Annotated in this window: 17 protein-coding genes; 9 read left to right on the top strand and 8 right to left on the bottom strand. The window is 72.0% G+C overall.

Annotated elements, in window-relative coordinates; all coding sequences use genetic code 11:
- Positions 1–47: 47 nt before the first annotated feature.
- Positions 48–3,305: a penicillin acylase family protein gene (locus ACQVFL_RS21680; protein WP_431727486.1), complete on the bottom strand. Its 3,258-nt coding sequence runs from the start codon at positions 3,303–3,305 to the stop codon at positions 48–50.
- A gap of 195 nt (positions 3,306–3,500) precedes the next feature.
- Between ACQVFL_RS21680 and uvrC the strand changes: the two genes are divergently transcribed.
- The gene (uvrC, locus tag ACQVFL_RS21675) at positions 3,501–5,513 is read left to right on the top strand and encodes an excinuclease ABC subunit UvrC (protein ID WP_431727485.1); all 2,013 of its coding nucleotides are present in this window, start codon (positions 3,501–3,503) and stop codon (positions 5,511–5,513) included.
- A gap of 501 nt (positions 5,514–6,014) precedes the next feature.
- Here uvrC and recQ read toward each other — a convergent pair.
- Both recQ and ACQVFL_RS21665 read right to left on the bottom strand, forming a co-directional pair.
- The gene (recQ, locus tag ACQVFL_RS21670; protein WP_396692864.1) at positions 6,015–7,895 is read right to left on the bottom strand and encodes a DNA helicase RecQ; all 1,881 of its coding nucleotides are present in this window, start codon (positions 7,893–7,895) and stop codon (positions 6,015–6,017) included.
- Between the two features lie 147 nt (positions 7,896–8,042).
- On the bottom strand, positions 8,043–8,696 hold the full coding sequence (locus tag ACQVFL_RS21665; protein WP_431727484.1) for a hypothetical protein: 654 nt from the start codon (positions 8,694–8,696) through the stop codon (positions 8,043–8,045).
- A 305-nt stretch (positions 8,697–9,001) separates the two neighbouring features.
- Here ACQVFL_RS21665 and rapZ point away from each other — a divergent pair, with 305 nt between their 5' ends.
- From rapZ to ACQVFL_RS21625, 8 genes are all read left to right on the top strand, one after another.
- On the top strand, positions 9,002–9,877 hold the full coding sequence (rapZ, locus tag ACQVFL_RS21660) for an RNase adapter RapZ (RefSeq protein WP_396693498.1): 876 nt from the start codon (positions 9,002–9,004) through the stop codon (positions 9,875–9,877).
- Positions 9,874–10,851 carry a uridine diphosphate-N-acetylglucosamine-binding protein YvcK gene (locus ACQVFL_RS21655; protein ID WP_396692860.1) on the top strand — a complete coding sequence of 326 codons (978 nt, stop codon included), beginning with the start codon at positions 9,874–9,876 and terminating at the stop codon, positions 10,849–10,851. Before rapZ ends, ACQVFL_RS21655 begins: the two co-directional genes overlap by 4 nt.
- Positions 10,852–10,905: 54 nt before the next feature.
- Entirely contained in the window at positions 10,906–11,886 is a 981-nt protein-coding gene (whiA, locus tag ACQVFL_RS21650) for a DNA-binding protein WhiA (protein WP_131052178.1), read from the top strand.
- Positions 11,887–12,219: 333 nt separating this feature from the next.
- Positions 12,220–13,224 carry a type I glyceraldehyde-3-phosphate dehydrogenase gene (gene gap / locus ACQVFL_RS21645; protein WP_396692858.1) on the top strand — a complete coding sequence of 335 codons (1,005 nt, stop codon included), beginning with the start codon at positions 12,220–12,222 and terminating at the stop codon, positions 13,222–13,224.
- Complete coding sequence (locus ACQVFL_RS21640; protein ID WP_431727483.1) at positions 13,221–14,423, top strand: phosphoglycerate kinase; 1,203 nt, start codon at positions 13,221–13,223, stop codon at positions 14,421–14,423. Before gap ends, ACQVFL_RS21640 begins: the two co-directional genes overlap by 4 nt.
- 3 nt (positions 14,424–14,426) lie before the next feature.
- Positions 14,427–15,218, top strand: a complete 792-nt coding sequence (tpiA, locus tag ACQVFL_RS21635; protein WP_131052176.1) for a triose-phosphate isomerase — start codon at positions 14,427–14,429, stop codon at positions 15,216–15,218.
- 95 nt (positions 15,219–15,313) lie between these two features.
- Positions 15,314–15,574, top strand: a complete 261-nt coding sequence (secG, locus tag ACQVFL_RS21630; RefSeq protein ID WP_131052175.1) for a preprotein translocase subunit SecG — start codon at positions 15,314–15,316, stop codon at positions 15,572–15,574.
- Between the two features lie 136 nt (positions 15,575–15,710).
- Complete coding sequence (locus ACQVFL_RS21625) at positions 15,711–16,055, top strand: RNA polymerase-binding protein RbpA (RefSeq protein WP_431727482.1); 345 nt, start codon at positions 15,711–15,713, stop codon at positions 16,053–16,055.
- Positions 16,056–16,183: 128 nt separating this feature from the next.
- Here the strand turns inward: ACQVFL_RS21625 and pgl are convergent, their stop codons facing one another.
- From pgl to tal, 5 genes are read right to left on the bottom strand one after another with little or no spacing between them, the layout of a single operon-like run.
- Positions 16,184–16,948, bottom strand: a complete 765-nt coding sequence (pgl, locus tag ACQVFL_RS21620) for a 6-phosphogluconolactonase (RefSeq protein WP_396692851.1) — start codon at positions 16,946–16,948, stop codon at positions 16,184–16,186.
- Positions 16,949–17,004: 56 nt separating this feature from the next.
- A complete protein-coding gene (locus ACQVFL_RS21615; RefSeq protein WP_431727481.1) occupies positions 17,005–18,021 on the bottom strand; it encodes a glucose-6-phosphate dehydrogenase assembly protein OpcA in 1,017 nt (338 codons plus the stop codon).
- 31 nt (positions 18,022–18,052) lie between these two features.
- Entirely contained in the window at positions 18,053–19,567 is a 1,515-nt protein-coding gene (zwf, locus tag ACQVFL_RS21610) for a glucose-6-phosphate dehydrogenase (protein WP_431727480.1), read from the bottom strand.
- Between the two features lie 37 nt (positions 19,568–19,604).
- Positions 19,605–21,224, bottom strand: coding sequence for a glucose-6-phosphate isomerase (locus ACQVFL_RS21605; RefSeq protein ID WP_431727479.1), 1,620 nt, complete (start codon positions 21,222–21,224; stop codon positions 19,605–19,607).
- A 48-nt stretch (positions 21,225–21,272) separates the two neighbouring features.
- Positions 21,273–22,454 carry a transaldolase gene (tal, locus tag ACQVFL_RS21600; protein WP_431727478.1) on the bottom strand — a complete coding sequence of 394 codons (1,182 nt, stop codon included), beginning with the start codon at positions 22,452–22,454 and terminating at the stop codon, positions 21,273–21,275.
- Positions 22,455–22,458 lie beyond the last annotated feature (4 nt).

The raw sequence follows: 22,458 nt of genomic DNA, 5'->3' as shown, positions 1-22,458 counted from the left end.
ACACGGGCGCGGCCGGGGCGATCTCGCCCCGGCCGCGCCCGTGTGTGTCACTGCGCGTACGCGGACAGCTCCCACAGCGAGAAGCCGTACGTGGTGGCCCGGGTGAGCCCGTACACCCGCACGTAGCGGGCCTGTTGTGGGGCGAAGGTCAGCACGTCGGTGCCGCCGTCGCCGGCCGTGGTCGACCAGACCGTCCGCCAGGTGCCGCCGTCGTCGGAGACCTCGACGCGGTACGACCGGGCGTACGCGGACTCCCAGGCCAGCACCACCCGGCCGACCTGCCGCACCGAGCCCAGGTCCACCCGCAGCCACTGGTTGTCCGACCAGGAGCTGGCCCAGCGGGTGTTCAGGTCACCGTCGACGGCACGGCCGGCACCGTTGCCGAGTTGGCTGCTGGAGGCGGTCACCGGACGCCCGGTGGCCAGATTGGTCACCGCGTCGCCACGCCGGGCCGGGAACGACACCACCTGCTGGTAGGTGGGGCGGTTCTGCCAGGCGATGGTGGCGTGCTTGATCCCACCCAGCGGCGACTGGACGATCGCGTCCGCGCACCACTGGTCACCGGCGGCGCAGGTGGCGTCGCCCGGGTACGTCTGGGTGGCCGGGGTCGTCGACGCGGTGCGCAGCGTGTCCAGCAGCACCTGACGGCACGTGCCCAGGTTGCCGGCGCCGCAGAAGGTCCGCCCGGGGCCGCCGGCGACCGGGTCGCCCAGCACCGCCCGCAGGTCCTTGTCGACGTAGCCCCACCAGCCGTACTGGAACGCCGAGCCCTTGTGGGTCTGCGCGCTGTTCGCCGACGACGGCAGGTTCGACACGTCGCCCTGTTGCAGACCGGACGGCGATTCGTTGATCTGCATCGCGTTGATCACCGACTGGTAGAGGTCCGTGCCGAGCTGGTCGCGGAAGATGCCCCGCACCAGCAGCGGCCACCAGGCGTCGAAGGTACGGATCGCCTCGGCGTGCTGGTACACCTTGGCGCCCTTGGCGGTCTCCACCCGCAGCGCACCCGCCTGCCGCCAGGCCTTGAGTCGGTTGATCTCGGTGGTCAGTGCGCTGTCGGTGACCGGTTGGCTCTCCAGCACCCGGATCAGCTCGCCGAGCACCTCGGCGCCGCGCAGGTCGGTCAGCCCGGCCCGCTGCACCAGCTCGGTCAGCGAGGCCCGGTCGAACTTGCGGCCCGCCGAGATGGCCGCCTTCATCGGCTTGTCCAGCAGATCACCACGGTGTACGGCGCCGAAGCTGAAGTTGCCGTCGGCGGCACCGAAGTCCTTGGCCTGCTTGTTGTTCCAACTGATGTAGTAGTCCTGGTTGATCGACTGCGGGTGGGCCGAACGCGGCGCGTACCGGGCGGTGCCGGTCGCCGGGTCGAAGTCCTGCCACTCGTAGGCGCGTTCGGCCTTCATCGGCAGGTTCGGGTTGCTGCCGTCGGCCCGCACCGGGTTGAGTCCGGAGTTGAAGTACGCCGACTGGGAGGAGTTGACGTAGAACCAGTTGAAGGCGTACTCGACGCTGTGCGCGGAGGTGAGGAACGCCTCGGCGGAACCCATCTGGGTCGGGTCGTTGAACATCTGGAAGCCGATGGCCGAGTCGGCTTCGCGGCCGTAGGTGGACCGCAGTTGGGTGAACGCGTGCGGCACTCCGCCCACCGTGCCGCGCCAACCCACCAGGCCCAGTTTGGTACGCCAGGCGACCAGCTTGTACGAGCCGGCTGCGGTGCCGTCGGCGACGGTCGGGGTCCACCGGTTGACCCGGGACAGCTCCTCCATCGCCTGGCACTGGCCCCGGAACAGGTAGTGGTTGCTGGCCAGCGTCGGCGTACCGCCGCCGGGGACGCAGAGCGGCACCGCGTACGTGTCGGTGATGTCGTGGATCGAGGAGGTGGCGCTCCAGGCGTAGTCCTGACCCCGGCCGAGCAGGACATAGAGGTTGAGTCCGGCGAAGGCGGCGCCGCGGGCGCTGATGCCCGGTCCCTGCAACTCCTGCACCATCAGCAGTTGCGGGGAGAAGTAGCCGGTCTGCGGCCCGAAGACGGCGATCGGGTGGCCGGTGGCGGAGTGGGCGGCGGAGACCACGGCCGCGTTGGACATGCCCCGGTGCGCCGGGTCGATGGTCAGCCCGGAGAGCGCGGCGGCCAGCTCCGAGCTGCGGTTCGAGGTGGTGGCGGCGGTGGCGGAGCCGGTCGGGTCGGTGAAGATCGGCTCGACCCGGGTCGACCCGGCGTCCGGCAGCACCACGCTGGGCGCGTTCGGCGAGGCGTCACCGTACGGGAAGCTCTGCCCGTCGTGCAGGGTCAGCACGGTCTCCGGGTCGTTCTGCCCCCGGAAGGCGTTCCACACCCGATCGCCCTCGGTCGGACCGAACTTGGCCCGGGAAGCGATGCGCACCAGCGCCGACTGCATCTCGGTGCCGCCGCCACCGCCGAACAGACCGCCGACGACCCCGGCGATGGCGATCAGGTCGGTCATCACGAACGGCTTCGGCCCACCGGCGTTGGTGATCGCGTCGAGGTGACCGGTCAGCACGTACTCGCCGGGGCAGTTGCGGTTGGCCATGCAGGTCCGGATGTAGGCGTTGACCCCGGCGACGTACTCCTGCACGTCGGCGTAGAGCTGCTCGCCGCGTGCGCCGCCCTTGCCGCGCAACGCGTTCACCTGGGCCTGCAGGTCCGCCTCGGTGTACGGGGAGGTGCGCCACACGCTCTGCTCCAGCGCCCGGTTGCCCGGTGCGCCACCGGCGAACGGGGTCAGCGTGCCCCGGCCGACGTGCCGTAGCAGGTCCATCGTGAAGAGTCGGTCCTCGGCTCCGGCGTACCCGGCGCCGTACATGGTGCCGCCTCGCGTGGTGCCGGTGATGTGCGGGACACCGTTGGTCCGGTCCCGCACGATCCGGACGTCGGAGCGCGGGGAGTAGTCGCGCTCGACCTGGCTGGGGGCGACGCCGAAGGAGGCGTCCCGGAAGAATGTGCTGACCTGGTCCTCGCGCAGCCCGGCGTAGCCGTAGACCAGGTTGGCGTACGTGTCGAGCTGGTCGGCGGAGTGTCGGGGCAGTGTGCCGAACGCCTGGTTGCCCAGGACCTCGACGAGGGTGGCGTTGCCGTTCTGGCCGGGCGGCAGGATCTCCGAGCACTCGCCGAGGCAGTAGTCGTTGGCGGCGAAGGCGTTGCCGACGTTGACGGCGAGGGTGCCGGCGTCGGGGGCGGGCGCGGTGGCGGTGGCGGGGGACGACGCGCCGACGAGCGCGGTGGCGACCGCGACGGCGGCGGTCGCACCGGCGAGCAGCCGGCGGGTGGCGGTGTGACCAGGCATGGCGATCCTCTGTGGACGGGGGACCATCGGGCGGGATCATTACGTGAAGAACATTCGGTTACTGGATGGTAGGCGTCGGCACCCGAGATTGGAAGGCGTCAATCGCGACTCCCCGGTACGCCGGCCCCACGCGGGCGGAGAAAGGGGCGAGTGGGGATGATCAGGGCTGTCGGGGGTGGCGACTAGTCTCGGAGTGTGGCTGATCCGTCGACCTACCGTCCCGCGCCGGGCACCATCCCCGAGGCGCCGGGGGTCTACCGCTTCTACGACGGCACCGGCCGGGTGATCTACGTCGGCAAGGCGCGCAACCTGCGCAGCCGGCTCAACTCCTACTTCGGCGACCTCTGGGGCCTGCACCAGCGCACCCAGCAGATGGTCACCACCGCCGAGTCGGTCGACTGGGTCACCGTCGGCACCGAGGTCGAGGCGCTCCAGCTCGAATACCTCTGGATCAAGCAGTACGACCCGAGGTTCAACGTCCGCTACCGCGACGACAAGTCGTACCCGTACCTGGCGGTCACCCTCGACGAGGAGTACCCACGGTTGCAGGTCATGCGGGGCACCAAGCGCAAGGGGGTGCGCTACTTCGGGCCGTACTCGCACGCCTGGGCCATCCGCGAGACGCTCGACCTGCTGCTGCGGGTCTTCCCGGCGCGGACCTGCTCCGCCGGGGTGTTCAAGCGGGCCGGGCAGGTCGGCCGGCCCTGTCTGCTCGGCTACATCGGCAAGTGCTCCGCGCCCTGCGTCGGCAGCGTCACCGCCGAACGGCACCGCGAGATCGTCGACGACTTCTGCGACTTCATGGCCGGACGCACCGACACCATGGTGCGCAAGCTGGAAGGCGAGATGGTCGAGGCCAGCGAGGCGCTGGAGTTCGAGCGGGCGGCCCGGCTGCGCGACGACGTCGCCGCGCTGCGCCGGGCGATGGAGAAGCAGACCGTGGTGCTCGGCGACGGCACCGACGCCGACGTGGTGGCATTCGCCGACGACCCGCTGGAAGCCGCGGTGCAGGTCTTCCACGTGCGCGGCGGCCGGGTACGCGGCCAGCGCGGCTGGGTGGTGGAGAAGACCGAGGACCTCAGTACCGGTGACCTGGTGCACCACTTCTGCACCCAGGTCTACGGCGGCGAGCAGGGCGAGACCGACGTCCCGCGCGAACTGCTGGTGCCGGAGCTGCCCGCCGACGCCGACGCCCTCGCCGACTGGCTCTCCGAGCACCGGGGCACCCGGGTGACGCTGCGGGTGCCGCAGCGCGGCGACAAACGCACCCTGATGGAGACGGTCGAACGCAACGCCAAGGACGCGCTGGCCCGGCACAAGCTCAAGCGGGCCGGTGACCTGACCACCCGCGGCAAGGCACTCGACGAGATCACCGACGCGCTCGGGCTGCGGACCGCACCGCTGCGCATCGAGTGCTTCGACATCTCCCAGATCCAGGGCACCGACGTGGTGGCCAGCATGGTCGTCTTCGAGGACGGTCTGCCCCGCAAGAGCGAGTACCGCCGTTTCATCATCCGGGGCGCCACCGACGACCTCTCCGCGATGTCCGAGGTGCTGCGCCGCCGCTTCGCCCGCTACCTCGACGCCCGCGCCGAGACCGGCGAGGTGGGCGTGGAGTCCGCTGCCGACCTGGCTGCCGCCGGCCCGGCTGCCCCCGGTGCGGCGACGCTCGGCGGTGTGGACGTCGCCGAGGACGAGCCGAAGGTGGGTGTGCTGGTCGACCCGACCACCGGACGGCCGCGCAGGTTCGCGTACCCGCCGCAGTTGGTGGTGGTCGACGGCGGCGCACCACAGGTGACCGCCGCCGCGCAGGCGCTGGCCGAGCTGGGCATCGACGACGTGGCGCTGTGCGGCCTGGCCAAGCGGCTGGAGGAGGTCTGGCTGCCCGACGACGACTTCCCAGTCATCCTGCCACGCACCTCGGAGGGGCTCTACCTGCTCCAACGGGTACGCGACGAGGCGCACCGCTTCGCCATCACCTTCCACCGGCAGCGCCGCTCCAAGCGGATGACCACCTCCGCGCTGGACAGCGTCCCCGGCCTCGGCGAGGTACGCCGCAAGGCGCTGCTGCGCCACTTCGGCTCCCTCAAGCGCCTCTCGGCCGCCACCGTGGACGAGATCACCGAGGTCCCCGGCGTCGGCCGCCGCACCGCCGAGGCGATCCTCACCGCACTCGGCGCCGCCGACAGTCCGGCCGCCACCGACTGATCCGGACGGCCGGTCCCGACAACGACCGCCTCGTCGACCCGCGCGGCAGCCCGAGCGGGCGTCGTCGGCGCCTCGTCGGCTTCTACGCGATCTCGGGCGTGGTCAGGTTCCCTCCGAACTGGTCGAGCACCAGGCTGGTCGGCGCGAGCGCGACCGTGTCGGCGGTGTCGATGTCGGCACGCCGCCGGGGCCTGCCAGATGGGGTACCACGACTATCGAGCTGACTGCGTCGGCGGATCACTCCTTCCGAGAGCACGGACGGTTCAGCTCGACAGGCGCTGACCTGGTGGGAAGGAGGGGGCACCGCCCGCTGGGCCCGCCGACATCGCCCGGCCGGGGGCCGAGCAGCAGCGGGCGCCGAGCAGCGGACGGTGAGGGGGGCAGCGGAGCAGCGGGCGATGAGCGACGGGCGTCGTGCAGCGCGCGGTGAGCGGGGGCAGCCGAGCAGCAGGTGGGTGAGCCGCGCGGACGGGTGCCGTTGGCGGGCGGGTGAGCGGCGGGTCAGGCCGGGTCGGCAAGCACCCCGAGGATCTGCTCGCCGTACTTGGCCAACTTGTTCTCGCCGACGCCGCTGATCCGCGACAGCTCGGCCAGCGACGACGGGGCGTCGGCGGCGATCTGCCGCAACGTGGCGTCGTGGAAGATGACGTACGCGGGTACGCCCTGTTCCTTGGCGGAGGCCGCGCGCCAGGCGCGCAGGCGCTCGAACGTACCGGCTGCCTCGGCCGGCAGTTCCGCGACCACGGTGGCCGCGCCCCGGGGCTTGGCCGTCTTCGCCGGGCGGGCCGGCTCCCGGCGCATCATCACGGTACGTCGGCGGCCGAGCACCTCGGCGCTGGCGTCGGTGAGCGCCAGGGTGCCGTAGTCACCCTCGACGGCGAGCAGGCCCTCGGCGAGCAACTGGCGCACCACGCCCCGCCACTCCGCCTCGCTCAGATCGTCGCCGATGCCGAAGACGGTGAGCGAGTCGTGCCGGTGCTGGACGATCTTGTCGGTGCTCTTGCCCAGCAGGATGTCGACGCAGTGTCCGGCGCCGAACCGCTGGTTGCGTTCCCGATCCAGCCGGAACACCGTGGAGAGCAGCTTCTGCGCGGCGACCGTGCCGTCCCAGGACTCCGGCGGGGCCAGGCAGGTGTCGCAGTTGCCGCAGTCACCGTCCAGGCGCTGGCCGAAGTAGTCGAGCAACTGCACCCGGCGGCAGCGCACCGTCTCGCAGAGCGCCAGCATCGCGTCGAGGTGCGCGGCGAGGTTGCGCCGGTGGGCCAGGTCGCCCTCGGAGGTGTCGATCATCTTGCGTTGCTGGACGACGTCCTGGAGCCCGTACGCCAGCCAGGCGGTCGACGGCAGGCCGTCCCGGCCCGCACGGCCGGTCTCCTGGTAGTAGCCCTCGACCGACTTGGGCAGGTCCAGGTGGGCGACGAAGCGGACGTCCGGTTTGTCGATGCCCATGCCGAAGGCGATCGTCGCCACCATCACCACGCCGTCGGCGCGCAGGAAGCGCTGCTGGTTGGCGGCGCGGGTGGCCGCGTCCAGACCGGCGTGGTACGGCAGCGCGTCGATACCGTTGGCGGTGAGGAACTCGGCCGTCTTCTCCACCGAGGCGCGCGACAGGCAGTAGACGATGCCTGCCTCGCCCGGGTGCTCGTCGCGCAGCAGCGCGAGCAGTTGCTTGCGCGCCTCCCGCTTCGGCACGATCCGGTACTGGATGTTGGGCCGGTCGAAGCTGGCCACGAAGTGCCGCGCGTCGGTCAGGTTGAGCCGGTTGGCGATCTCCGTACGGGTGGCGCTGGTCGCGGTGGCGGTCAGCGCGATGCGGGGTACGCCCGGCCAACGCTCGTGCAGCATCGACAGGTTGAGGTAGTCCGGCCGGAAGTCGTGACCCCACTGCGACACGCAGTGCGCCTCGTCGATGGCGAACAGGCTGATCCGGCCCCGGTCCAGCAGGCTCAACGTGGCCCGGCTGGCCAGCGCCTCCGGGGCGAGGTAGAGCAGGTCGATCTCCCCGGCGACGAACTCCGCCTCGACCACCCGGCGGGTGTCCAGATCCAGCGTGGAGTTCAGGAAGCCGGCGCGCACCCCGACGGCGGTCAACGCGTCGACCTGGTCCTGCATCAACGCGATCAACGGCGAGATCACCACCGCCACACCGTCACGGACCAGCGCCGGAATCTGGTAGCACAGCGACTTGCCGCCACCGGTCGGCATCAGCACCAGCGCATCCCCGCCGGCCGCCACGTGCTCGATGACCTCCTGCTGGAAGCCACGGAAGGAGTCGTACCCGAAGACCCGCCGCAACACGTCGAGCGCCGCTGTCACCTTCTCGGCGACGGGCGCGTCGGAGGTGGCCAGGTCGGTGAGGCTCACGTCGGCGGGGGAGACCATCCGAGGATTCTACGAGCCGGCCCGCCGGGACCGCCGTTCCCCGTCCACGTTGCGCGACTGGCCGGGCAGCACCCGGATCGTGGCAGTACACCTGGTCTCCACCCGGCGTGTCGACCAGTTGTGGTGCCACGTCGACGGCTGGTGGGTTCAGTAGCTCGGGGGGACCGGGACACGTTTGGCCCAGCGGACCTCGCCGTCGTCGTCGACGTGGCAGAAGGCCACCACCAGGCGGGTCGGATCCTCCAGCGGCAGCGCGCCGGGGTCGAGGCGGTACACCCCGATCAGGCTGCCGTCACCGGTCGCCCGGGTGCCGATCGCGCCGACGTGCGGTGCGCTTCCCTGCGTACCGTCGGGCTCCTCTCGGACGGCGGTGTCGGCCAGCCAGTCGTAGCGGGCGGCCAGCACCTCGTACTCGGTGGACCAGCCGAATCCGGCGTCGCCGGCGGCGTCGAAGCCGCCCTCGGGGTGCAGCACCCGGGGCGGTGAACTCCGGTCGTCCAGCAGCATGACCTGGTAGTGGCCCTTGCGGGGCGGTCCGGACCAGCGCAGTCGCAGCACGACCGACTGCCGGTCGGGATCGCCGTGGACCCGGTCGGTCGCGTGCGGCCAGCCGAACGCGGCGGCGGCCCGCCCCACCCGGTCCGGCTCGGGCAGGCGCGCCTCGGCGGTCACCGCGACCTGGTCGCCGCCGTGTGCCCACTCACGTTCACGTTCGACGAGACGATCCACCGTGGCCAGCACCGCGATCGTGACCGAGACAAGGGCCACCACCCAGCGCAGCCGCGCCCCGTGCCTCCCCATTTCCGGAGGATAACGGCCTCGGGCGTCACGTGCCGTCAGTCAGCCGACACGACCCGTGAAAGGAGGGGGCCCTTTCTAACGCCTCGTGTATAGCAGGGGACCCTTCCTTACCTCCCAGGCCGCGCGGGGACGTGCTGGTGGGCGGGTGCGGCGGTGCGCTCCGGCGGGTCGGGCCCGGCGAGCTAGAGTCGGCGCTTGACCATGCCCGGTCGGCTCCGACCGCGGCGCCACGGCTTGGGGGTTGATGGGTGGGCGAGGCGCACACGACCGGTCACCACGGCGGCGTACCCGGTGCGCAGTCCGGGATGGTGGCCGGCGAGACGGACACCACCCTGGTCGTGGTCACCGGCCTCTCCGGTGGCGGGCGCAGCACCGTGGCCCGGGCCCTGGAGAACGTCGGCTTCTACGTGGTGGACAACCTGCCGCAGGCGCTGCTGCTGGACATGGCCGAGCTGGCGGTGAAGGCCGGTGGGGCCGCCCGGCGTACGGCGATGGTGCTGGACGTTCGTTCGCGTGCCTTCTCCACTGACCTGGCCGAGGCGATCCGGGAGTTGAAGGAGCGCGGCTACGCCCCCCGGGTGGTCTTCGTCGACGCCGACGACGAGGTGCTGATCCGGCGTTTCGAGAGCGTGCGGCGCTCGCATCCGTTGCAGGGCGACGGGCGGCTCGCCGACGGTATCGCCGTCGAGCGGGGACTGCTGGAGGAGGCCCGCGACCAGGCCGACGTGATCATCGACACCAGCCACCTCAACGTCAACCAGCTCCGCCGACGCATCGAGGAGCTGTTCGGCGGGGAGGACGCGCGGCGGCTGCGGCTGACCGTGATCTCGTTCGGCTTCAAGTACGGCCTGCCGCCGGACGCCGACTTCGTGATGGACGCCCGGTTCCTGCCCAACCCGTTCTGGGTGCCGGAACTGCGCGAGCACACCGGTCGGGAGGAGGCGGTCAGCGCGTACGTGCTGAGCCAGGAGGGTGCCGACGCGTTCGTCGACGGGTACGCGGACCTGGTCGGCGCCACCACCGCCGGTTTCGAGCGTGAGGGCAAGCGGTACCTGACCGTGGCGGTCGGCTGCACCGGCGGCAAGCACCGCAGTGTGGCGATCGCCGAGGAACTGGCGGCCCGGTTGCGTCGTGCCGGGCTGGCCGCCAACGCACAGCACCGGGATCTGGGGCGCGAATGACGGTCCGGGTGGTGGCCTTCGGGGGCGGGCACGGGCTGTCCGTGTCGTTACGGGCGTTACGTCGCTGCGCCCCCGGACTCGACCTCGACATCACGGCGGTGGTGACCGTCGGCGACGACGGCGGCTCCAGCGGGCGGCTGCGCGCCGAGCGGGGCGGACTGCCTCCCGGTGACCTGCGGCAGGCACTGGTCGCGCTGGCCGGCGACCATCCGGCCACCCGCCGCAGCGCCGGGCTGTTCCAGCACCGCTTCGTACCGGCGACCCGGGGTCTGCCCGGCCGGGGCGACGGGCTGGGCGGGCACGCGGTCGGCAACCTGGTGATCGCCGGGTTGATGGAGCAGCTCGGCGACCCGGTGGCGGCCCTGGAGCACGCCGGGGCGATGCTCGGCGCGGTCGGGCGGGTGCTGCCGATGTCCTGTGAGCCGGTCGACATCGAGGCCCGGGTACGCGCCGCCGACCCCGGCCGCCCGGACGAGGTGAGCACGGTACGCGGCCAGCACCAGGTGGCGGTCACCACGGGCCGGGTCGAGTCGGTGCGACTGACCCCGCAGGCGCCGGCGGCGTGTCCGCAGGCGGTCGCCGCGATCGGTACCGCCGACTGGCTGATCTTCGGCCCGGGAAGCTGGTACACCAGCGTCCTGCCGCACCTGCTGGTGCCGCAGTTGGCCGCGGCGATCCTGGCCAGCCCGGCCCGGCGCCTGGTCACCCTCAACCTGGCCGCAGAGAAGGAGACCCTCGGCCTCTCCGTCGCCGATCACCTGGCGGCGCTGCGCTGGTACCTGCCGGAGCTGACGGTCGACGTCGTGCTCGCCGACGCCAAGGCGGTCGGTGCTCCTGAGCCGGTCGACCGTGCGGCAGAATCCCTGGGAGCCCGACTGGTCCTCGCTCCCGTCGCGGTCGATGACGGCACTCCCCGGCATGATCCGGCCGCCCTGGGCGCCGCCCTGGTGCCCGTACTGGGCGCCGATCGTTAGACACGTACGTAATCTCCGGCGACACGCCGGAACGGGTCCGTGAGGGGACGCACAATGGCGATGACGGCTGCGGTCAAGGACGAGCTGAGTCGGGTCGACGTGCCCAAGCCCTGCTGCCGGCGGGCGGAGATGGCCGCGCTGCTGCGGTTCGCCGGTGGGCTGCACATCGTCTCCGGGCGGGTGGTGGTGGAGGCGGAGCTCGACACCGGCGCGGTGGCCCGTCGGCTGCGGCGGGAGATCGCCGAGGTCTACGGGTACTCGAGCGAGATCCACGTGCTGGCCTCCGGCGGGCTGCGCAAGGGCAGCCACTTCATCGTCCGGGTGGTCAAGGACGGCGAGGCCCTGGCCCGGCAGACCGGCCTGCTGGACGTGCGGGGCCGACCGGTGCGGGGGTTGCCGCCGCACGTGGTGGCCGCCAACGTCTGCTGCGCGGTGTCCGCGTGGCGGGGTGCCTTCATGGCGCACGGTTCGTTGACCGAGCCGGGTCGCTCCAGCGCCCTGGAGATCACCTGCCCGGGGCCGGAGTCGGCGTTGGCGCTGGTCGGCGCCGCTCGCCGGATCGGCATCACCGCCAAGCAGCGGGAGGTGCGCGGCGTCGACCGGGTGGTGGTCAAGGACGGTGACGCGATCGCCGCGCTGCTCACCCGGGTCGGCGCCCACTCCAGTGTGCTGGCCTGGGAGGAGCGCCGGGTCCGCCGCGAGGTGCGCGCCACCGCCAACCGGTTGGCAAACTTCGACGACGCCAACCTGCGGCGTTCGGCGCGGGCGGCGGTGGCTGCCGCCGCCCGGGTGACCCGGGCACTGGAGATCCTCGCCGAGGACGCGCCCGAGCACCTGACCTCGGCCGGCCGGCTGCGGCTGGAGCACCGGCAGGCGTCGCTGGAGGAGCTGGGCGCGTTGGCCGACCCGCCGTTGACCAAGGACGCGATCGCCGGGCGGATCCGCCGGCTGCTGGCGCTGGCCGACAAGCGGGCCCGTGACCTGGGCATCCCGGATACCGAAGCGGCCGTCACGCCCGACATGCTCGTGGTCTGATAGGACGGTGGGTCGTCCCGGCGCGGGCGGGCCGGTGAGGCGTGCCCTCGCCGCCGCGCGTCGTCGAGGCGGTGTGGCGTCCGGCGGTGCGGGTGAGGGCAACCACCCGGCGCGGCACGGCTCGCCGCGCTCGGATATGGTCGCTGCGTACGGCAAGGGGGCCGGCACCGGCGCTCCCCGCCGAACCCACCGCCTCGGGGCGGTCAGGTCCCTCGGACCGCGGCGGGGTGGCCGAGATGAACCGTCAACGGCCGGCTCCAACGGTCGGCGCACATCACTTCGCCGGCCGAGGGTCTCCACGCCGGCGAACCAGAACGCGAGGAGATGGGACCTGTGACCATCCGGGTTGGCATCAACGGCTTCGGCCGGATCGGCCGTAACTTCTTTCGGGCAGTGCTGGCGTCCGGCGCTGACGTCGAGGTCGTGGCCGTCAACGACCTGACCGACAACGCGACGCTCGCTCACCTGCTCAAGTACGACAGCATTCTGGGTCGCCTCCCGCACGAGGTCAAGGCCACCGCCGACGAGATCACCGTCGGCGGCAAGACCATCAAGGCGTACGCCGAGCGTGACCCGGCCGCCCTGCCGTGGGGTGACCTGAACGTCGACGTCGTCATCGAGTCGACCGGGTTCTTCACCGACGCCACCAAGGCGAAGGCGCACGTCGACGGCGGGGCCAAGAAGGTCATCATCTCGGCGCCGGCCAAGAACGAAGACGTCACCGTGGTGATGGGTGTCAACCAGGACCAGTACGACCCGGCCAAGCACACCATCATCTCGAACGCCTCCTGCACCACCAACTGCCTCGCGCCGATGGCGAAGGTGCTGCACGACACGTTCGGCATCGAGCAGGGTCTGATGACCACGATCCACGCGTACACCCAGGACCAGAACCTCCAGGACGCGCCGCACTCCGACCTGCGTCGGGCCCGGGCCGCCGCGCTGAACATCGTGCCGACCTCGACCGGTGCCGCGAAGGCGATCGGCCTGGTGCTGCCGGAGCTCAAGGGCAAGCTGGACGGGTACGCGCTGCGGGTGCCGATCCCCACCGGCTCGGCCACCGACCTCACCGTGACCGTCGGTCGGGAGACCACGGTGGACGAGGTCAACGCCGCGCTGAAGGCCGCCGCCGACGGTCCGCTCAAGGGCATCCTGACCTACAACGAGGACCCGATCGTGTCGGCCGACATCGTGACCGACCCGGCGTCCTGCATCTTCGACGCGCCGCTGACCAAGGTGATCGGCAACCAGGTCAAGGTCGTCGGCTGGTACGACAACGAGTGGGGCTACTCGAACCGTCTGGTCGACCTGGTCAAGCTGGTGGGTAAGTCGCTGTGAGCATCCGCAACCTCGACGACCTGCTCGCCGAGGGGGTGTCGGGTCGGCGCGTGCTGGTGCGCGCCGACCTGAACGTCCCGCTCGACAAGCAGACCGGGGCCATCACGGACGACGGTCGTATCCGCGCGGTGCTGCCGACGCTGGGCGCGCTGGTCTCGGCCGGCGCGAAGGTGGTCGTCTGCTCCCACCTGGGCCGTCCGAAGGGCGCACCGGATCCGCAGTTCAGCCTCACCCCGGTCGCCGGTCGGCTCGGTGAGCTGCTCGGCGCGCCGGTGCACTTCGCCACCGACACGGTCGGCGAGTCGGCCCAGGCCACCGTGGCGGCGCTCGCCGACGGCGAGGTGGCGCTGCTGGAGAACCTCCGCTTCAACAAGGGCGAGACCAGCAAGGACGACGCCGAGCGTGGCGCGTTCGCCGACCAGCTCGCCGCCCTGGGCGACGCGTACGTCGACGACGCGTTCGGTGCGGTGCACCGCAAGCACGCCAGCGTGTACGACGTGCCGGCGCGGCTGCCGCACGTCGCGGGTCGCCTGGTGCTGCGCGAGGTGGAGGTGCTCTCCACGCTCACCGGGTCGCCCGAGCGGCCGTACGTGGTGGTGCTGGGCGGTTCCAAGGTCTCCGACAAGCTCGCCGTGATCGAGGCGCTGCTGCCGACCGTGGACCGGTTGCTCATCGGTGGCGGTATGTGCTTCACGTTCCTCAAGGCGCAGGGCCACGAGGTGGGTACCTCGCTGCTCGAGAAGGACATGGTCGAGACCTGCCGCAACCTGCTGGAGCGCGGCGCGGGCAAGATCATGCTCCCGGTCGACGTGGTGGCCGCGGACGCCTTCGCCCCGGACGCCGCGCACGACGTGGTGCCGGCCGACGGCATCCCCAGCCACCGGGTCGGGCTCGACATCGGGCCGGAGACCGTGGCCGGTTTCGCCGCCGCGCTGCGTACCGGCACCCGGACGATCTTCTGGAACGGCCCGATGGGCGTGTTCGAGATGGCCGCGTTCGCGAGCGGTACCCGGGGGGTCGCCGAGGCGATCGCCGAGTCCGAGGCGTTCAGCGTGGTCGGTGGCGGCGACTCGGCCGCGGCGGTGCGGTTGCTCGGCCTGGACGAGAAGTCCTTCGGCCACATCTCCACCGGCGGTGGCGCCTCCCTGGAGTACCTGGAGGGCAAGACCCTCCCCGGCATCGCGGCCCTGGAGAACTGACTGATGGCGAGTGCTCCCCGCCGGCCGCTGATGGCCGGCAACTGGAAGATGAACCTCAACCACCTCGAGGCGAACCTGCTGGTGCAGAAGCTGGCGGCCAGCCTCAACGAGAAGCAGTTGACCGACGTGGAGACGGTGGTCCTGCCGCCCTTCACCGACCTGCGCACGGTGCAGACCGTGGTGGAGGGCGACAAGCTGCTCATCGGCTACGGCGCGCAGGACCTCTCGGCGCACGCCTCCGGCGCGTACACCGGTGAGATCGCCGGGTCGATGCTGGCGAAGCTGGGTTGCACCTACGTGGTGATCGGCCACTCCGAGCGGCGTGCCTACCACGACGAGGACGACGCGCTGGTCAACGCCAAGGTGCAGGCCGCGCTGGCCAACGGGCTCACCCCGATCCTCTGCGTGGGGGAGGGGCTGGACGTCCGTGAGCAGGGCGGGCACGTGGCGCACTGCGCCGACCAGCTCGACGCGGCCCTCAAGGGGCTCACCGCCGAGCAGGTCACCAAGGTCGTCGTCGCGTACGAGCCGGTCTGGGCGATCGGCACCGGCAAGACGGCGACCCCGGAGGACGCCCAGGAGGTGTGCGGCGCGGTGCGGTCCCGGCTCGCCGAGACCTTCGACCAGGCCACCGCCGACCAGGTCCGGGTCCTCTACGGCGGGTCGGTGAAGTCGTCGAACGTGGCCGCGATCATGGCGCAGCCGGACGTCGACGGTGCCCTGGTGGGTGGCGCCAGCCTCGACGCCGAGGAGTTCGCGAAGATCTGCCGGTTCCCGGAGCACATCACCGGCTGATCGCTCGCTATCCTTGACTCCGCCCGTCCGCCGGTCGGTGCCGCCGTGCCCGACCTGTCCGGGCGAGGATCGTAACGAGAGGACTGACCCCCGCCATGCCGATCTGGTTCGCCTACACGTTGATCGTGTTGCTGGTCATCACGAGCGTGCTGCTCGTCCTGCTGATTCTGCTGCACCGGGGCAAGGGCGGTGGGATGTCCAGCATGTTCGGCGGTGGAGTCAGTTCCAGCCTGGCCGGGTCGTCGGTGGCCGAGAAGAACCTCGATCGCTACACCGTCCTGGTGGGCATCGTGTGGTTCGCCTGCATCGTCGGGCTCGGGCTCTGGCTCCGGCTCGAAGTCGGCACGGGGGTCTGAGCGGCCACTCCAGTCGTACAATCTGCGCGCGGTCCGTCACTCGACGGGCCGCGCGCAGTCCGTTTCACCCGCTGCACCGCGTCGCCCGCCGTCCACCCCTCGACGGCGGTCCCCTCCGACGACAGGAGCGAGCGCCGTGTCGAACGGCCAATTCATCCGGGGCGCCCGGGTCGGGTCCGCGCCCCCACGCCATCCCGAACGCCATAAGCCGGTTCCGTGCCGGTCGGTGAGCTACTGGTGCCGTAACGGGCACCGCACCGACATCCGTCTGGCGGCCGAGGTGGTGGCCCCACCCACCTGGGACTGCCCGCGTTGTGGTCTACCGGCCGGTCCGGACGCCCACGACCCGCCCGGCCGGGTGCGGGCCGAGCCCTACAAGAGCCACCTGGCGTACGTGAAGGAGCGGCGGACCGAGGCGGAGGGGGAGGCGATCCTCGCCGAGGCCCTCGCGGCGCTGCGCCGCCGACGCGGCACCCGCTGAATCCCGGCGCCCACCGAGTCCGGCGGGGCCGAGCACGCGGTCGGATGTAAGGAAGGGTCCCCTGCTATGCATCAGGCGTTAGCAGGGGACCCTTCCTTACATCGCGGCAGCGCGACGTCGCGTCAGCGTCAGCGCAGGCTGCGGAAGCGGGCCGGGAGGTCGGCGGCAGCCGCGCGGTCCAGCAGCCAGAGCGTGCGGCTGGTGCCCTGGACGCCGGCCGCCGGCACCTGCACCGGCCCGGCACCGGCCAGCGCCATGCCGACCGCCTGGGCCTTGTCGGATCCACCGGCCACCAACCAGACCTCCTCGGCGGTGTTGATGGTCGGCAGGGTCAGGGTGATCCGCACCGGCGGCGGCTTGGGGCTGCCCCGCACCGCGCTGACCGGACGGCTCTCGTAGTGCACCGGGTGCTCGGGGAAGACCGAGGCGACGTGCCCGTCCTCGCCCACACCGAGCATCAGCACGTCGAAGTGGGGCAGGACGGCGGTACCGGGTCGGGCGGCCCGGGCCAGCTCGGCCGCGTAGAGGGCGGCGGCCTCCTCCGGGTCGGCGCCCGCGTCCGACGGCGGCATCGGGTGGACCCGGTCCGGGTCGATCGGCAGCGCGTCGAGCAGCGCCGCGCGCGCCTGCGTCTCGTTGCGGTCCGGGTCGCCGGCCGGCAGGAACCGCTCGTCGCCCCACCAGAAGTCCACCCGGGACCAGTCCACCGCGTCCTTGGCCGGCAGGGTGCCGACCGCCCGGTAGACCGCCGCCGCGATCCGCCCGCCGGTGAGGACCACCGCCGCCTGGCCCCGTTCGGCCTGCGCGTCGAGCAGCTTCACCACCAACCGCGCCGCGACCGCCTGCGCGAGCAGATCCGCGTCGGCGTGTACGGCGACACTCGCCTCAGTCATGCTGTCCTTCCGCGACCGCACGGCGGTCGGTGTCGTGGGGTTTCCGGGCCGGACGGTCAGGAACCGGTGCTGGTCGAGTTGTGCGCGGTGACGCCCGCCTCGGCGCGCTGCGCGGTGCTCGGGTCCTTCCAGACGTGTACCCGCTGGCCGGAGCGCCGGTCCAGGTTGGTCAGCCCGGCGAAGGCGCCGAGCGCCTCGGCGTACACCTGGTCGGAGCCGAGCCGGCGCAACTCCTCGGCGAGTTCGTCGCCGAGCGGGCGACGCACCAGCGGCAGCACCCGGTCCTCCTGACCGGTACGCCGGAAGACGGCCATGCTGTCGTCCCGGGTCAGCGTCAACTCGTCGCCGTTGGCGCAGCGCAGTTGCACCTCGCGCATCCGGGGGAACCCCTTGGTCCGCTCCCAGCGCGGCTTGATGCCCAGCCGGCTGCGTAGCCAGCCACGCATCAGCGCGGCGGTCGGATCGGTCGGCGGCGCGACCACCGCCGCCTCGGTGAGCTGCGCTTCGGTGGTGTCGAAGGCACCGGCGACCAGGGTGCGCCACGGGGTGATCCGGGTCCAGGCGAGGTCGGTGTCGCCGGGGGCGTAGTCGCGGGCCCGCAGCCGCAGCGCCTCGATCGGGTCGGCGGCCTGGGCGGAGTCGGTGATCCGCCGGTCGGCGACCACACCGAGGAAGTCGGTGGCGATCTCGTCCGGCGGCTCCCCGTGCCACCAGGTGACGACCGGTACGTCCGGCACCAGCAGCGGCATCACGACGGACTCGGCGTGCAGCGCGAGGCGGCCGTACATCCGCATCACCACGGCCTCGCACGGGCCCAACCGGCCGCCGACGACGATCTCCGCGTCGAGGCGGTTACGGTCCCGGTCGACGTCGGAGCGGACCACCACGAGCAGCCGGCACGGGTGCGCGGCGGCGGCGATGGTGGCCGCCGCCTCGGCCTCGCGGACCCGCTTCTCGTCCACCACCACGATCAGGGTCAGGGCCATGCCGCTGGCCACACCACCGGCACTGCGTCGTTCGGCGGCGAGCGCCTTCACCACCTCGTTGCCGGTGGTGTCCCACAATCCGATCAACGGAGCCTCCTGGTTCGCTCGCGGTGCCCGATCACGCCCGCCGCCAGGCGCGGCCTTCGCGGGCCAGCATCTCGTCGGCGGCCCGGGGACCCCACTCGCCGGCCCGGTACGGCTCGGGCTTGGTGCCCTCCCAGGCCGCCACCAGCGGGTCCACCACCGCCCAGCTCTGTTCGACCTCGGCGGCGTCCGGGAACAGCGTCCGGTCCCCGATCAGCACGTCCAGGACCAGACGCTCGTACGCCTCGGGACTGGACTCGGTGAACGCCTCGCCGTACTGGAAGTCCATCGCGATGTCGCGGACCTCCATCGTGGTCCCCGGCACCTTGGAACCGAACTTGAGCACCACGCCCTCGTCCGGTTGGACCCGGATGACGAGCTGGTTGTTGCCGAGCATCTCCATGTCGGCCGGGGTGAACGGCAGGTGCGGGGCCCGCTTGAACATCACCGCGACCTCGGTGACCCGTCGGGGCAGCCGCTTGGCGGCCCGGATGTAGAACGGCACCTCGGCCCAGCGGCGGTTCTGGATGCCCAGCCGCACCGCCACGTACGTCTCGGTGGTCGAGTTCTGCGGGACGCCGTCCTCCTCCAGGTACCCCTTGGCCCGCTGGCCGCCGACCCAGCCGGGCAGATACTGCCCGCGTACGGTGCCGTCGGCGACGTCACGGGGCAGGGTGATCGCCTTGAGCACCTTCAGCTTCTCGGCCCGGATCTCGTCGGCGTCGAAGCTGGTCGGCTCCTCCATCGCGACCAGGGCGAGCAGTTGCAGCAGGTGGTTCTGGAGCACGTCGCGGGCGGTGCCGACGGAGTCGTAGAAGCCGGCCCGGGAGCCGATGCCGACGTCCTCGGCCATGGTGATCTGCACCGAGTCGACGTACTGCGAGTTCCACAGTGGCTCGAAGAGGCTGTTCGCGAACCGCAGCGCGAGGATGTTCTGGACCGTCTCCTTGCCCAGGTAGTGGTCGATGCGGAAGACGTCCTGTCGGGTGAACACGTCGTCGACCAGGTCGTTGAGCGCCTTGGCCGAGGGCAGGTCGTGCCCGAACGGCTTCTCCACCACGACCCGCCGCCAGCCGCCGCACTTCTCGTTGTCGGCCATGCCGGTGCGGGCGAGTTGCTTGAGCACCACCGGGAAGGCGGCCGGGGGGATGGAGAAGTAGAACGCCGCGTTGCCGTGGATGCCGTGGCTGTCGCGCAGCCCCTCCAGGCAGGAGGCGAGGTTGTCGAACGCGGTGTCGTCGTCGAAGGAGCCACCGACGAACTTGATGTTGTGTTCCAGCCGCGACCAGACTTCCTCCCGCCACGGGGTGCGGGAGTGTGTCTTGGCCGCCTCGCGGGCCAGCGACGCGAAGTCGCCGTCGCGCCAGTCCCGCCGGGCGAAGCCGACGACCACGAAACCGGGCGGCAGCAGCCCCCGGTTGGCGAGGTCGTAGACCGCGGGCAGCAGCTTCTTCTGGGCCAGGTCACCGGTGACTCCGAAGATCACCAGAGCGCAGGGCTCCGGGATCCGCGGCAGCCGCCGGTCCTGCGGGTCGCGCAGCGGGTTCACGCCGCCTCCTCGCTCCGCTCGTCCACGTCGTCCATCGTCATGCCCGCAGCGACCCGACCGCGTCGATCAACCGGGCCAGGCCCGCCGACCGCTCGGTCAGGTGCAGGTGCAGCAGCGGGCGTCCACGACCGGCCAGGGCGCGCCGGTCGCCGGCGGCCTGCGCCGCCTGTCGTTCCCCGAAGGTGTACGGCTTACCGGGCACCGGCAGATCAACTCTGACCGTACCGGTTATCTGAAGAAAGCTACCCGCCTGCGGACCACTCTTGTGGTATTGCCCGGTGGAGTGCAGGTAGCGGGGTCCCCAACCGAAGGTGACCGGTCGTCGGGTCAGCGCGGCCAGCAGCGGGCGCAGCCGTGCGGCGTCGGCCTCGGCGTGCGGGTCGAGGTAGGCGGTGACCGCCAGGTAGTCGTGGTCGCCGAGGCCGGTCAGCAGGTGGCGCAGGGCGTCGGGCAGGTCGTCCGGGGTGCCGGGCGAGGCGTACACCTCGATCGCGTCGGTGGTGGACGACGGTGTCGGCAGCGGCGTCGGGTCGGCCAGCGCCGCCTCGGTGTGCCGGGCGGACCCGGTGGCGTCGGGCCGGTCGAACGGGTCGACGCCGAGCACGCTCGCGGCGACGGCGGCGGCGTACTCCCAGGCCAGGAAGTGGGCGCCGAGCGGGCCGTTGACCGTCACGTCGGGTCGGACGCCACCGGCGGGCAGCGCCCCGGCGGCGAGCGCGCCGCCGTAGCCGACGGTGAGGACGTCCGGCCCGGTCAGGCCGGGGTCGTCCGGGGAGTCGACCACCACCGGCAGGATGCCCTGACCGTCCTTGCCGGTGGCTGCGGCGAGCAGGTGCTCGACCCAGTCGCCCAGCCCTTCGACGCCGGTGCCGTCGCCGACCAGCGCGACCGTGTCCCGTCCCGTCGTCGCGGCGGCGGCCAGCGCGGCGCCGAGCGCCAGGGCGGGGTTGTCCCGCGGGAGCGGCAGCGACTCCGCGAACGCGTCGGCCTGGTCGAGCAGGTCGGCCACCGGGACACCGGCCAGCGCGCAGGGCACCAGTCCGTACGCGCTCAACGCCGAGGACCGTCCGCACACCGGCGGGTCGGCGGGGACGGTCATCGCCTGCCACTGCGCGGCGGCGTCCGCCAGCGGCGAACCCGGCTCGGTGACCACCACGAAGTGCCGGCCCGCCTCGGCCTCGCTCAGCCCCGAGTCGAGGAACGCCTGCCGGTAGGCGCGTCGGTGGTCGTCCACCTCCGGCGTCGCCTCGGCGGCACCGGTCAGGACCACGACGGTGCGGGCCAGTCGGTCGTCCAGGGTGGCCCGGACCCGGCCGGGGTCGGTGGTGTCGAGCACGGTCAGCGGATGACCGGTGGTGCGGGCGACGGCCTCGGCGGCGAGCGGGGTGCCGCCCGTGCCGAGCAGCACCACGTGGTCGAGGTCGGCCAGTTCCGCCGTCAGTTCGGCGAGGCGGGGGAGCAGCTCCACCCCGTGGCCGGGCCGGCCGGCCGCCGAGAGGTCCCACAGGGGTGGGTCCTGGGCGGCCAGCCGGGCCGGCACGTCGGCGTCGACCAGGGCCTGCCGGGTCGAGGTCGGCGTGCTGCCGTCCACGGCCTGTGCGCCGTGCACGGTGAGACCTCCCGCCGACTCGGCGGGTGCGGCCAGCAGGTCACCCACGCCGCCACCCGGATGGGGCGGCGGCGTGGGAGACGTCTGGTCGCAGGGTCACGCATTGCCTCCGGCACGCGCGGCGGCGTCGGCGTTGTCGTGAGCGGCGTCGCTCGGGTGGCCGCTGCCCTGCCCGGCGGCGGCGAGCGACTTACGGACGCCGTCGAGCAGTTCGCCCCAGCTCGCCTCGAACTTCTCGACGCCCTCCCGCTCCAGCGTGTCGATCACGTCGGCCAGGTCGACACCGACCGCACCGAGGTCGGCGAAGACCTGCCGGGCGTCGTCGTACGCGCCGGTGACGGTGTCCGGCCGGGTCTCCCCGTGCTCGGCGTAGGCGTGGATGACCGACTCCGGCATGGTGTTGACCGTGCCCGGCGCGATCAGCTCCTCGACGTAGATGACGTCCCGGTAGTCCGGGTTCTTCGTCGAGGTGGAGGCCCACAGCGGACGCTGCGGGTGCGCCCCCGCAGCGGCGAGCGCCTGCCACCGGTCGCTGGAGAAGACCTCGGCGTACCGCTCGTAGGCCAGTCGGGCGTTGGCCACGGCCGCCTTGCCGCGCAGGGCCTTGGCCTGCTCCGTGCCGACCTTCTCCAGTCGCTTGTCCACCTCGCTGTCGACCCGGGAGACGAAGAACGAGGCCACCGACGTGATCGTGGACAGGTCGTGCCCGTTGGCCTTGGCCTGCTCCAGGCCGGCGAGGAACGCCTCCATCACCTGCGAGTAGCGGTCCAGGCCGAAGATCAGCGTCACGTTGACGCTGATCCCCTCGGCGAGCGCGGCGGTGATCGCCGGCAGACCGGCCTCGGTCGCCGGGATCTTGATGAACAGGTTGGGCCGGTCGACCAGCCACCAGAGCGCCTTGGCCTCGGCGACCGTCTTCGCGCTCTCGTGGGCGAGGCGCGGGTCCACCTCGATGGACACCCGACCGTCGACGCCGCCGCTGGCGTCGTACGACGGGCGCATGACGTCGCAGGCCCACCGCACGTCGTACGTGGTGAGCATGCGGACGGCCTCTTCCACCTCGACACCCCGGGTGGCCAGGTCACGAAGCTGCCAGTCGTACTCGTCGGCGTCGCTCAACGCCTTCGCGAAGATCGTCGGGTTGGTGGTCACCCCGACCACGTGCTTGTCCCGGCGGAGCTGGTCGAGCCCGCCGGAGCTCAGTCGTACCCGGGAAAGGTCGTCGAGCCACACCGCCACCTGCGCGGCGGAGAGCTCACCCAGCCTGTCGGTCGTCATTCAC

Source organism: Verrucosispora sp. TAA-831 (assembly GCF_050780145.1).
Classification (GTDB): domain Bacteria; phylum Actinomycetota; class Actinomycetes; order Mycobacteriales; family Micromonosporaceae; genus Micromonospora.
The sequence above is the reverse complement of the archived record's forward strand: the minus strand, read 5'-3'. Positions and strand labels throughout refer to the sequence as shown.

What these genes read in the sequence shown, in the direction of transcription:
- ACQVFL_RS21655 (WP_396692860.1), top strand. Translation starts at nt 9,874, where the DNA reads ATGACGGTCCGGGTGGTGGCCTTCGGGGGCGGGCACGGGCTGTCCGTG.
- ACQVFL_RS21665 (WP_431727484.1), bottom strand. Translation starts at nt 8,696, where the DNA reads ATGGGGAGGCACGGGGCGCGGCTGCGCTGGGTGGTGGCCCTTGTCTCG.
- whiA (WP_131052178.1), top strand. Translation starts at nt 10,906, where the DNA reads ATGGCGATGACGGCTGCGGTCAAGGACGAGCTGAGTCGGGTCGACGTG.
- recQ (WP_396692864.1), bottom strand. Translation starts at nt 7,895, where the DNA reads ATGGTCTCCCCCGCCGACGTGAGCCTCACCGACCTGGCCACCTCCGAC.
- tpiA (WP_131052176.1), top strand. Translation starts at nt 14,427, where the DNA reads ATGGCGAGTGCTCCCCGCCGGCCGCTGATGGCCGGCAACTGGAAGATG.
- tal (WP_431727478.1), bottom strand. Translation starts at nt 22,454, where the DNA reads ATGACGACCGACAGGCTGGGTGAGCTCTCCGCCGCGCAGGTGGCGGTG.
- rapZ (WP_396693498.1), top strand. Translation starts at nt 9,002, where the DNA reads ATGGTGGCCGGCGAGACGGACACCACCCTGGTCGTGGTCACCGGCCTC.
- pgl (WP_396692851.1), bottom strand. Translation starts at nt 16,948, where the DNA reads ATGACTGAGGCGAGTGTCGCCGTACACGCCGACGCGGATCTGCTCGCG.
- ACQVFL_RS21680 (WP_431727486.1), bottom strand. Translation starts at nt 3,305, where the DNA reads ATGCCTGGTCACACCGCCACCCGCCGGCTGCTCGCCGGTGCGACCGCC.
- secG (WP_131052175.1), top strand. Translation starts at nt 15,314, where the DNA reads ATGCCGATCTGGTTCGCCTACACGTTGATCGTGTTGCTGGTCATCACG.